Annotated in this window: 13 protein-coding genes; 7 read left to right on the forward strand and 6 right to left on the reverse strand. The window is 66.6% G+C overall.

Annotated elements, in window-relative coordinates; all coding sequences use genetic code 11:
- On the reverse strand, positions 1 to 387 hold a 387-nt coding region (locus OXU42_18045), incomplete at its 3' end, for a Rieske 2Fe-2S domain-containing protein (GenBank protein ID MDE0031288.1).
- 180 nt (positions 388 to 567) lie between these two features.
- Between OXU42_18045 and OXU42_18050 the strand changes: the two genes are divergently transcribed.
- Genes OXU42_18050 through OXU42_18065 form a run of 4 tightly spaced genes read left to right on the forward strand, consistent with a single transcriptional unit; the run spans position 568 to position 3,976 of the window.
- A complete protein-coding gene (locus OXU42_18050; protein MDE0031289.1) occupies positions 568 to 1,791 on the forward strand; it encodes a CoA transferase in 1,224 nt (407 codons plus the stop codon).
- On the forward strand, positions 1,791 to 2,315 hold the full coding sequence (locus OXU42_18055; protein MDE0031290.1) for a MaoC family dehydratase N-terminal domain-containing protein: 525 nt from the start codon (positions 1,791 to 1,793) through the stop codon (positions 2,313 to 2,315). Before OXU42_18050 ends, OXU42_18055 begins: the two co-directional genes overlap by 1 nt.
- A gap of 50 nt (positions 2,316 to 2,365) precedes the next feature.
- Positions 2,366 to 3,484, forward strand: coding sequence for a CaiB/BaiF CoA-transferase family protein (locus tag OXU42_18060; GenBank protein ID MDE0031291.1), 1,119 nt, complete (start codon positions 2,366 to 2,368; stop codon positions 3,482 to 3,484).
- Positions 3,485 to 3,541: 57 nt separating this feature from the next.
- On the forward strand, positions 3,542 to 3,976 hold the full coding sequence (locus OXU42_18065) for a MaoC/PaaZ C-terminal domain-containing protein (GenBank protein MDE0031292.1): 435 nt from the start codon (positions 3,542 to 3,544) through the stop codon (positions 3,974 to 3,976).
- 87 nt (positions 3,977 to 4,063) lie between these two features.
- Here the strand turns inward: OXU42_18065 and OXU42_18070 are convergent, their stop codons facing one another.
- Complete coding sequence (locus tag OXU42_18070) at positions 4,064 to 5,098, reverse strand: tripartite tricarboxylate transporter substrate-binding protein (GenBank protein ID MDE0031293.1); 1,035 nt, start codon at positions 5,096 to 5,098, stop codon at positions 4,064 to 4,066.
- Between the two features lie 116 nt (positions 5,099 to 5,214).
- Between OXU42_18070 and OXU42_18075 the strand changes: the two genes are divergently transcribed.
- Positions 5,215 to 5,955 carry an iron-containing redox enzyme family protein gene (locus OXU42_18075; GenBank protein MDE0031294.1) on the forward strand — a complete coding sequence of 247 codons (741 nt, stop codon included), beginning with the start codon at positions 5,215 to 5,217 and terminating at the stop codon, positions 5,953 to 5,955.
- Positions 5,956 to 6,265: 310 nt separating this feature from the next.
- Here OXU42_18075 and OXU42_18080 read toward each other — a convergent pair whose 3' ends face one another.
- The 4 genes from OXU42_18080 to OXU42_18095 all read right to left on the reverse strand — a co-directional run bounded on the left by OXU42_18080 (position 6,266) and on the right by OXU42_18095 (position 9,532).
- Positions 6,266 to 7,105, reverse strand: coding sequence for a type II toxin-antitoxin system VapC family toxin (locus OXU42_18080; protein MDE0031295.1), 840 nt, complete (start codon positions 7,103 to 7,105; stop codon positions 6,266 to 6,268).
- Positions 7,102 to 7,338, reverse strand: coding sequence for a hypothetical protein (locus OXU42_18085; GenBank protein MDE0031296.1), 237 nt, complete (start codon positions 7,336 to 7,338; stop codon positions 7,102 to 7,104). The genes OXU42_18080 and OXU42_18085 overlap by 4 nt, the downstream gene beginning before the upstream one ends.
- A 76-nt stretch (positions 7,339 to 7,414) precedes the next feature.
- Entirely contained in the window at positions 7,415 to 8,602 is a 1,188-nt protein-coding gene (locus tag OXU42_18090) for a hypothetical protein (protein MDE0031297.1), read from the reverse strand.
- A gap of 9 nt (positions 8,603 to 8,611) precedes the next feature.
- Complete coding sequence (locus OXU42_18095; protein ID MDE0031298.1) at positions 8,612 to 9,532, reverse strand: DUF3108 domain-containing protein; 921 nt, start codon at positions 9,530 to 9,532, stop codon at positions 8,612 to 8,614.
- A 234-nt stretch (positions 9,533 to 9,766) separates the two neighbouring features.
- Here OXU42_18095 and OXU42_18100 point away from each other — a divergent pair, with 234 nt between their 5' ends.
- Together OXU42_18100 and OXU42_18105 are read left to right on the forward strand one after the other, a co-directional pair.
- On the forward strand, positions 9,767 to 10,987 hold the full coding sequence (locus OXU42_18100; GenBank protein MDE0031299.1) for a multidrug effflux MFS transporter: 1,221 nt from the start codon (positions 9,767 to 9,769) through the stop codon (positions 10,985 to 10,987).
- 63 nt (positions 10,988 to 11,050) lie between these two features.
- Positions 11,051 to 11,289: transporter substrate-binding domain-containing protein (locus OXU42_18105; GenBank protein ID MDE0031300.1), on the forward strand; the 239-nt coding region annotated here is incomplete at its 3' end.

Here is an 11,289-nt window from a genome sequence, read left to right on the forward strand (position 1 = left end):
CATGTCCAGCTCGTTGCTGTAGATCTCCTTCATGCCCGGCACGCCGATGAGCTTGCCGTCGTTGCCGTAGCACCAGCCATGGTAGGTGCACATGAACGACGTGGCGTTGCCCCGGTCGGCGCGGCACACCCGGTTGCCCCGGTGGCGGCACATGTTGAGGAACGCGCGGATGGTGCCGTCCCCGCCCCGGCACAGCAGCACCGGGTCCTCGCCCATGTAGGTGGCGAGGAAATCGTTGGGGTTGGGGATCTGGCTCTCGTGGCCCAGGAACAGCCAGCAGCGCGCGAAGATTCGCTCCAGCTCCTGCTCGTAGATGTCCTGGGAGAAGAAAACCTGGCGGTCCAGCAGGCCCTGTCGGGTGTCCACGAATTCGTTCATGCGATTCATTCCGTTCACCTTGAACCTTTCGCGCTCGCGTCGGTCGATGTGCGGGTGGTTTGGTGGCGATTATATAGGTTTCGGGCGGTTGCCTGTCAACGATGGAACTGGAGCAAGGGGGCGGCATGACAGACGGGGCGGGTTTGAAACGCGCTTCGGCACAGCGTAGCATGAGCCACGAAACGAGGTATGAAGACGGTGAAACTTGATGCGCCTCCCCTGTCCGGCGTCCGCGTCCTCGACTTCGGCCACGTGCTGGCGGCGCCGTTCTGCACCCGGCTGCTGGCGGACCTGGGGGCGGACGTGGTGCGGGTGGAGAGCAGCAAGCATCCGGACTTCCCTTGGCCGTCGTCCTACCGGCACGCGGACGGACGCCACGCCTCTTATCTCAACACCAACCGCAACAAGCGCTCGGTGGCCGTCGACCTGAAGCACCCGGCGGGGCGCGGCATCGCCTGGCGGCTGGCAACGGCCGCGGACGTGGTGGTGGAGAACTTCAGCGCGGGGGTCATGGAGCGGCTGGGCCTGGGGTACGAGTTGCTTCGGGAGGGCAACCCGCGGCTGATATTCGCCAGCATGTCGGGCTACGGCCACGGCGGTCCGCGACGGGACTGGACCAGCATGAACATGAACCTCCAGGGCGCCGCCGGGCTCATGCAGGTCACCGGCGCCGAGGGGGACCCGCCCACCGCCATCTCCAACTCCTGGAACGACTACATCGGCGGGCTCCACACCTGCTACGCCGTCATCGGCGCGCTGACCGAACGGGAGGACACCGGCGAGGGCATCCACCTGGACATGGGCCAGTTCGAGTGCAGCGTCTCGATGATCGCGCCGCTGCTTCTGTCGAGCGCGGTAAACGGGCGAAGCCCCGAGCGCATGGGCAATCGCTCCGCCCACTTTGCCCCGCAGGGCGTCTACCGCTGCGCGGGAGAGGACGAGTGGTGCGCCGTCAGCGTCCACGACGACGCGCAGTGGAGAGCGTTGGCCGAGGCGGTGGACGAGGGAGGCCCGGACCCGCGGCTGGCGGGCGAAAGCCGTTTCGCCACCCTGTCGGAACGGATGCGCCATCACGACGAGATCGACGAACGCATCGAGGCGTGGACCCGTGGACACGATGGCGCGGAGGTGGAGACCCGGTTGCGGCGGGCCGGCGTCCCGGCGGCGCGCATGCGGCGGGTCCAGGACCTAGCCGAGGACGGCGCGCCGTCCGGCGCCTACAAGAGAATGGCCGAGCCTCGGGTGGGCTCGATGCTGACGACGGCGCTGCCCGTTGCGTTTTCCGAGAGTCCCCTGCCCCCGCCGACGCCCGCCCCATGCCTCGGGCAAGATACACGGGAGGTTCTGCGGGAATGGCTGGACCTCCGGGAAAGCGAATTGGCGGAGCTGGCGGGAACAGGGGCGTTGACATAGTGAGCGAATCCGCCGAAACGATCATCACCGACGAACTGCGCCGCTGCGTCGGCCGGAAAGGCCCGGTGCGCACCTTGGGGACGTTGAGCGCGTCGGACGTGCGCCGTTACGTGGACGCCACCGGCGACGTCAACCCGCTGTGGCTGGACGACGAGTTCGCCCGCTCCGCCGGTTACAAGGGACGCCTTCTTCCGCCTATTCTGGTGGGCTGGACGCCCTTCAGCATCAAGGAACCGGAGGAGGGGAGAGGGTCCGCCTTCGACGTGCGCCGGCAGCTCCCGGTGCCCGCGGCCTACACCAACGTGCGCAACGCGGGCAGCGAGACCGAGTGGCTCAAGCCCGTGTACCTGGGCGAGGAGCTTTCCTGCCAAAGCCACATCGTCGACATCACGGCGCGCGAGGGCAGGATGGGCGTCGGGATCTACGTGACGCAACTGGAAGAGGTGCGCAACGCGGAGAACGAGCTGGTATTCACCCGGCGCCACACGGTGGCCCTGTTTCGGGAACGGAAGACAAGGGAATGAGAGCGTAGCGGCGCGTGAATGCCGCGAAGTCAAAGGCACCACGACTGACCATGTCACGCATTGTCGACCTCGGCTCTTTGGCCGGCGCCTACGCCGCACGCCTTCTCGCGGAGTCCGGCCACGACGTGATCCGCATCGATCCCGCGGGCGGCGATGCGGTCCGTCGCACCGGCCCGTTTCTGGGGGATGCGCCGGACCCGGAGCACGGGGCGTTTCACCATTTCCTCAATGCCGGCAAACGGAGCTTCTCGCTCAACCTCGACTCCGCCCCCGGATGGCCTTTGTTCCTGGAGCTGTTGCAGACGGCCGATGCCGTGGTGACGAGCCGGCGGTTGCCCGTTGACGAGGACGACCCGCCGAAAGCAGCTCTCGTGTGGACCGACGTCGAGGAGGCGGAGGACGAGTTGTGCGCCTACGCCCACTCAGGGCTGCTCTCCCTCACCGGACACCGCGACGGCCGGCCCACGCTCATGGGCGGCCACATCATCTATCTGGCCACCGGGATTCAGGCGGCTGTCGCCACGGCCGCCGCCCTCCGCGTGCTGCGGAACACCGGCAAGGGCCAACGCGTGCGCGTCTCCATGCAGGACTGCCTGGAAACCTTCGTCGAGCAGGCCATGGTGGAGTACACCTTCTCGGGAACGCGCACTGAGCGGCGCGGCAACCGCGGCACCATCACCGCCGTCTCCGGGGCGCTGCCGTGCAAGGACGGCCACTGGGTGGTGAGCCAGATCAACCGGCCCGGCCGCTGGGAGAAGTTCATGGAATGGGTCCAGGACCCGGAGCTCATGGCCGACCCTTCGCTGGCGTCCGACGATGCGCAACGGGAGAAGAAGGACTTCATTCTGGACCGGGTGCTGGCGTGGTCGAAGCAGTTCACCAAGTCGGAGATCGTCGAGGAGGGGCAGCGGCGCCGGTTTCCGTCGTCGCCGGTGTCGACGCCGCTGGACCTCACCCGGGACCCGCAGCTCATCGCGCGAGGCTACCTCACCGAAGCGGATGACCCGCGGTTCGGACGCATTCCGTTCCCGCGCGGGGCGGTCGCGCGCGTGCGGAATCAGGAAATGGAGCCGGCGCCCACCCTGGGGCAGCACAACCGGGAGATCCTGGCCGAACTGGGCTACTCCGATGCCGACCATCGCGAACTGGCGGAGACCGGTGCGGTCTGAAGCGTTGGGCGCAAGCGTGGCGAGGAACAAGCAGGGATGACCGGCGCGGAGATGACCATGACCGAGCAGCGATTCCTCGATGACGTCCAACCCGGCGCGGAACTGGTGGCCCGCGAGTACGGCCCGCTGAGCATCATCGACACGGTGCGCTGGGCGGGCCTGCAGGAGAACACGCAGCAGCTCCACTACGACCGCGACTGGGTGCGCGAGCACGCCGGCCTGCGCACCTTCATCGCCAGCGGCGCCTATCGGCAAGCCCTGCTGATGCGCATGCTGACCGATTGGCTGGGACCCCGCGGCCGGCTGCGGAAGCTCGGCATCCGGCACACCTACTCGACCTTCGAGGGCGACACCATGCGGTTCGCCGCGCGCGCCGTGGAGAAGAGCGCCGACCCCGCCGACCCGTGGATCGCGTGCGAGCTGGAGGGCGCCAACCAGGAGGGGCGGCAAGTCCTGACCGGCAGGTGCACGCTGGTTTTGCCCACCCGGTAGCCGCGGGCGCGCCGCCACGCGACCGCCCGGCGGCGGCGCACGCAGCGGCGGCGCCCCGGCCGGGCTACCGGGGCGAGGCGCGGCGTATCACTTCTTCGGAAGAACGATCCCCTTCAACGTTGCGATGAGCGACGGCTCCAGGCCGTAGAGCTTGTTGACGCTGCCCAAGGTCTCGGCGCCGTCGATGGGGTCCACCGCCAAACGCAGCTTCTTGGCCTCCGCCCGCAACGCGGGATCGTTGAGGGCATCGATGAAGGCTTTCTGCATCAGCTTGAGGCGCGCTTCCGGCATGTTGGGCGGCGTGGAGTAGGGGAACTGCCCGCGGTGCGCGTAGTCCGCCACCTCCAGGAGCTTGCGCGCATCCGCGGTCTTGGCGTAGTCGATGGCCCGCGGGATATCCTTGATATCCGGGTGCACGTTGAGCGTGTTCTGGACAACCATGTTGACCCTGCCGGCCTCGAAGGCTTCCCGCCAGATGGATTTCACCGTGTGCAGCGAGCCGCAGTACCCGTCCGCTTCCCCGGCCTCCACCGCCACGCGCGCCCTGGCGCCGCCCCGGTAGCCGTCGACCACCTTCGTGGGCAGCCCGAGCGCCGCTTTCATGAGCTTGGGGATGTCCGAGGTGCTGGTGCCCGGACCGATGGCGGAGATGAACATCTCCCTCTTCGAGCCGAACCAGTCATCCATGTTCTTGATGCCGCTCTTCTGGTTGAAGCTGCAGACGCTGTGGTTGGGGGCGGGCACGCCAAGCCAGCCGAACTTCCGGCCGTCGAACCTTGCCGCGTCGTTGCCCATGACGTGCTGGAGCACCAGCGGGCCGGCGAAGGCGCCGATGGTGAGGCCGTCCGGCTTCGCCGTGTTGTAGATGTAGTTGGCCGCGATCATGCCCGCGGCGCCGGTCATGTTCTGCACGAGCGTCGACGGATTGCCGGGCAGGTGCTTGCCGAGGTGCCGGGCAATCAGCCGGGTATACAAGTCGAAGGAGCCGCCCGGCGAGTAGGCCACCACCAGCTTGACGGTCTTCCCCGCGAAGGACTCCTGGGCGACCGCCGGCACGGCCAGCGCCGCGACAAACGCCAACCCCGACAAGAGCCCGGTGATCATCCTGAAACGTTTGTACATGAGCTTCTCCTCCATGTTGACGGCCTTTCGGACTCCGTGCTGTATAGTACAAACCAAGACCGGGCAACAGGGCCGGGCGCTGCCGGCGGCCCGAGCCGGAAGGGACTTCGAACGCCATGATCATTTCCGGGATGAGTTCACGGGAGGCCAAGGCCCGCGTGGACGAGCACTATCGCAAGGTGGCGCAGCGTTGGCGCGAGCGGGTGACCGGCTCGCCCTTCATGGTTCAGCTCATGGAGGGAAGCCTGCCGCAGGCCGCGCTGCGGACGTTCTTCAAGAACTGGGCTTCCTACACCATCGAGATCAATACCGTGGAGGCGGCATCCTACCACAAGCACATCGCCTTCTTCCGCCGCAACCGCGACCTCATGGCGCCCATGGCCCGCAAGCTGGCCGATGAACTGCTGCACCCCGAGCCGCCGGGACACATTCATGTCGTGCTGGAGACGGCCAAGGCCCTGGGGATCGAGGAGGACGAGGTCTATCTGGAGCCCATGCTGGCGGAGTTCCGCGCCAAGATCGACTTCAAGCGCGCGATCCTGTGGGAGGGGACCGTAGCCGAGTTCTACGCGGCCGGAGCCACCGAGGAACAGACCGGATACTGGTCCGCCGACTGCTTCAAGGCCCTCACCACCCACTACGGCCTTACCGCCGAACAGGCCGTCTATTTCTCCACCCACGAGGAAGCCGACCTCAAGGAGCACGAGGACGGCGTCATGGGCCACGGCAGCTTCCGCCGCCTGGTGCTGCAACGCCTGCTGGAAGGCGGCATCGAAGTGCGCGCCGGCTACGACCTAGACTACTGCGGCCTCACCGCCGTGGACCTCCACGGCGACATCCTCAACGCCTGCCTTTGAACGACGATGCAACATTCGGCTCCAGAGGCACGGCAACCACCGCGGGACGCATCCGCGGACCTGTTGCCGCGCGAAGTGGTGCTCGAGAACATCGTGGGGCTGGCCGCGTTCCTGCCGGTGATCATTGCCACCGCCGTCGCCGCCGGCCCGCTGGTGACCGCGTTCAACGACGTGCTCGGAACCACCCTGTACCTACCTGATCGTGGCCACTGCGCTTCAGGCGTAGGCCGCTTTGCGCCGCTCACGCCCATGGATTTGATTCTGGCGGAGGGGAAGGGATTCAAACCCTCATCGTCAGGTAAACCCCTCTTCATTGACTCTGACCTCGTGACGATCCACTCGTCACACGATTGTATCCCGTCTGCCAATGACGGCTATAGCCGGCCACGTACTCCACACTCGTACGCGCAAAGTCAGCTTCGGCGGCTTCCAGGCTTCGCTCCCACGTGGGGTACAGTCCGGCGCCGAACCATCCGAGGGCAAGCAGGTCGATGCGTTCTTCGTCACTCAGATCCTTTACGAGCTTGACCAGACGTCGGAACGGGGTACTCGTCAGAAACAAGTCCATCGCTTCGCCCGGAAGAACACGCAACCCTCCACTATGTTGCGCGAAATAGTCTTCCAGCACGGACTTCTCTGTTGCCGAGAACCTGTCCTGGGCGGCGATCAACTCCTCCATCCTTGTCCGCTTGATGAACAGCGCAGTCCTTGTGGCTTTGATCCAGCGCGCGACACGCGGCGTTCCGATGTAGCGGACACGGGTTTGGGGCAACCGGCGCGCCGCCTTCACCGCGAATCGTCTGTCGGCGGTGATCAAGTCGGAGTCGGCAACCTCGGCGCATGCCAAGTAGAGACAGTCATAGATTGGATGGTGGAGATCGATGGCGATCTCCGTAGCGCGGCCAAGGAGACCGGCGTCGTCATGGAGGACAAGGATGCGGGACAAACTCGCAAGTTCTTCAAAGTACGGCTGTGAATCGGCAACCTCGCCCCTGGCCGCCTTCTTCCAGATCGTGTTGGCGAATTCGACGAGCACGAGGGCCGGGGCGTACAACTGGAAACGAGGGGCAAGCAACAGCCGCGCCTCCCGGTGCGCGGGCTCGGGCACAAACCACTTGACGACGACGCTGGCATCGACCGTCAGCCTCACCGATCACGGTCCTCGCGCAACAGCTTGGCGCTGTCCGTCTGGGGGGTGCCGGCTGCCTGCGAGATGAGCTTTCCCGTACGGCCCCGGAAGTCCGCGATGCTCCGGTACCTTTCCACCATTTGCGTCAAAAGGTGACGGAGTTCCCCTTCGAGCGACCGCTGGTTCGCTTTCGCCTGCAACTTGAGCTGCTCGATGATCCTGTCGTCAAGGTTGCGGATGGTCAGATTGCCCATGTCATTCCTTTCTGAATGCATTATGATGGCATACCGCTTGCGTCCGTTCAACCACCGCAGCAAAATACAGCCGACGTTACTCCAGCTTGCACCCCTCACGGTGGCGGCGCAGGCAGTCGAGGTTGTAGTGGAAGACCGCGGCCTGGGCGCGGGCGAAGCCGGCACGGCCGGCGCCGTTCGCCCGGCTGCGCTGGTACCGCCGCCAGTCACCCTCGTTGCCGTCGCGCCAGTAGCCGTCAAGGATCTGAGCGGGCAGCGGCTTGAGTTGCGGGCGGGTGTTGTAGCGCGCGCCGGGCGGGCCGTCGCGGCCGGGCAGGCGGCGGCGTTCGCCCAGGAAGCCGTGGAAGGAGTAGAAGGCGTCGGCGCCCGGCAGGAACTCCATCTCGTAGTCGACGGTCCGGTCCGGGTCGGTAATGTCGTCCGCGGACATCGTCGGCCGCTCGCCGAATCCCATCATGAAGGCCCTGGCTTCGGAGTCGAGAAACCGCACCGCGCGCCGGACGGTGCGGCCGGGCGCGTGCGGGTACAGCTCGTTGGAGCGAATGGCGATGTCGATGTCGAAGCGTCCCTCGGGTCCCAACTCCACCGACTCGCCCACCAAGTGGGTGCGCAGGTAGTTGTGCTGCTGCAGCGTGAGGGCCACGGGACGCCCGGCCGCATCCAGAACAACGAACGCGGCGGTGTAGTGGTCGAGCTGGTGCCAGTCGTCCAGGTCGGCTACCAACCGCAGCGGCAAAGCGAACGCCATGGGCAGCGCCGCGGGCAGGCCGCTCACCCGGAAGACCAGGTGGTAGGTGACGACGGTGAACTCCTCGGGCGTCTGCCCGGCCTTCGGCCGCGCCCACAAACCCGTGCGCTCCACCGCGGCGTAGACCACTGGACGCGGATGGCCGTCACCGGGCACGTGCGTGAACTCGGCGCGGACGTCTTCCCGGTAGCGGTTCAGGTCCGCGGGAGTCGGACCGTCGATGCGGAGGCCGTCTCCGGTCACCAGGTGACCGTGGGCGATGTAGTCGCGGTAGAAGTCGATGGGCCCCTCGTGGCCGGCGGGCAGGTGGAAACGCGGCGCGTGCCGGCGGGCCAGAGCCTGATCGGCCGGGCCCGCGACGGGTGCCGGCGGATTCGCGGCAAAGTACTCGGCAAAGCCCGGATACTGCGAGAAATTGCGGTCGGCGGCCCAGGCGCCCGATGTGACCGCCCAGAACAGAAGTCCCGCGATGCAAACGGTCAGGGCCAGGGTTCTCGTGCTCAGGGCTGAAGCCATCTCCGCGCGCTAGCGCCTGCGCTTCCTTCCCGGGCGTAAGCGCAACTCCCGCTTGAGGCCCCCTGCGTCCAGCTTTGCCCGATGGAGATACGCCACCAGGGAACCGTACCCTGTCTCACCGGCGAAACGGACGGGAACCGGCGGGGTCTCATCGAATACCCGCGCCATGTGGAGTCGCACATCGGTGTGGGGACGGTCCCGGCCTTTCCCTGATTGCGGCTTGAATCCCGCCTTCCTCTCGAGCCGGAGGCGACAGTTCACCGTGGCGCCGGCAAAGGGAGAGTACCGGCTGGCCTTGAGTCGCCCCACTCCGGTCCCGTGAGGCTCGCCCACGAGCTCGTAGAGACGGCGGCCGGTATAGACCGGAATCCGCAGCCTGCATCCCTGGCCAGCATCGAAACGGGAGAGCACCGCAAGCAGGGCGCCGGCGGGGTCGAGGGCACCCTTGAGCTGGGCCGGGGCAACCGACGGCGGGTTCCCGCCCTTCCGACGTGGCTTGATGCGCACGACCCTCGGCGTTCCCTCGTTGAAGCCAAGCTCGACCAAGCGCTTCTTGCGCCACCGCTTGCTGCTGTAGCCTGCCCGGACCGGCACGATTTCCCCCGAAACGAACGCGCCGTGGGAATAGGCCGTCGTCTTGAGGCGCGTGAGAGCCTTGACCAGACCACTGGTCTTCAGGCGCAGCCGCACGGCATACGCCGACGCATCGAGGTCGTACGCCGCCGCATCCGGGTCATACGACGCAGCATCGAAGTCGACGCGGAGATCGAGATTGCCCGCACGGATGTCGGCGAAGTACGCGCGGTAGGAAAGCTGCAGCCGGCCTTCTCCCGCGGATGCGGTGGACAGGGAGAGGACCCCCGCGAGCGTCGTCAGGCACAGGCAGCGCGAGATGAGCCGTGCGTGTCGCCATGCTGCGGAGAGTCCCAAGGGCATCCGTAGAGTAAACCAAGGTCAGACCGGTTGGGCAAACGAAGCGGCGGCCATGGGACCACGGCCGCCGCGTGCGCCGAATCCGGCGGCGGGTTGCCTCCACCGCCCCCGTTGGTAATATGCATGGAGAGATGCAACCTGATCGAGGATGCATCCCCCATGGAAACCCTGTTCAACAGCCCGGACAAGTCACTTCCTTGACCAGTCCGCCGTGAAGCACGGGGAGGAAGATTGAGTCGCACGACCCCGCTTCGCCGCGGCGAATTCCTGGCCCTCGTCGCCCTGCTGATGTCGCTCCCCGCGCTCTCGACCGACGCGATGCTGCCGGCGTTGCCCGCCATAGGCCACGACCTCGGGGCACCGCGCCGGAACGACGTGCAGTTCGTCATCACGGCGATGCTCATGGGGCTCGCCCTCGGTCAGATCGTTTTCGGCCCGCTCTCCGATCGTTTCGGACGCAAGCCCGCCATCCATGCCGGCTTGGGCCTGTACATGGCGGGTTGCCTCATGAGCGTCTTCGCTCCGGTCTTCGAGGTTATGATCGCGAGCCGCGTCGTGCAGGGCATCGGAGTGGCGGGGCCGCGCATCGTGATCATCGCCCTGGTGCGCGATCAGTACGAGGGACGGCAGATGGCTCGACTCATGTCGTTCGCCATCGCCGTGTTCATCCTCGTGCCCACCGTCGCTCCGGCCCTCGGACAGGGCATCCAGTGGCTGGCGGGCTGGCGGGCGATATTCGGCACGTTCTTCGCCGTCGCCGCCATCGGATTCGTCTGGCTTGCGCTCCGGCAGCCGGAAACCCTGACCGCCGCCCGCCGGCGACCCCTTTCGCCGCGGTCCGTCGGTGGTGCCGTCCTGGAGGTCCTGCGCATTCGGGCCGCGCGCGGTTATATCCTCGCCACCGCCTGCGCGTTCGCGCCGTTCATCGCCTACCTGAGCTCTGTCCAGCAGATCTTCCAGGAGGCCTACCGGGTCGGCGCCCTCTTTCCGGTCTATTTCGGCGCGCTGGCGCTGGCCATCGGCGGCGCCTCGCTCATGAACGCCCGCCTCGTGCTCAGGTATGGGATGCGCCGGATCACCAGGGCGGCGGCGGGGTCCATCGCGCTGGTCTCCGTCGTTGCGTGGGCGCCGGCCGCCGCCTTCGACGGGCTTCCCCCGCTGTGGCTGTTCATGGCCTACCTGCTGGTCATGTTCGTCTGTTTCGGACTCCTCTTCGGCAATCTCAATGCGCTCGCCATGGAACCGCTGGGCCACATCGCCGGTGTGGGAGCGGCGGTGGTCGCTTCGCTCCCCACTTTCATCGCGGTGCCGTTCGGAGCGCTGGTGGGCCAGACTTTCGACGGCACCATGTACGCCCAGATTGCCGCTTTCGCGGTCTTTGGAGCGGGGGCCTTCGCGGCGATGAAATGGGCCGAGCGCGGCCCGGAGCAGGACGAGAGAAAGGCTTGTTGAAACCCGCGCCGGCAACGTGCACGCTAGTCCAAACTCGTGGCAGGACGAAAGGAGCACGGTTCCATGAAAGGTCTCATCGCATTCTTGATGGCCGTATTCATCGCGGGGCTGTTGTCCGCCGCACGCGTGGCGTATGCGGAGTCGGGCGTACCGAATCCGTTGCGCATCGGCAGCGAAGGCTACTATCCGCCATTCAACTTCGTCGACCAGTCGGGTCAACTCAAGGGGTTCGACATCGACATCGCCATGGCGCTCTGCGAGCGGCTGAAGGTGGAATGCAAGCTGGTGGCGCAGGATTGGGA

The organism is Deltaproteobacteria bacterium, from assembly GCA_028818775.1.
Lineage (GTDB): Bacteria > Desulfobacterota > Binatia > UBA9968 > JAJDTQ01 > JAJDTQ01.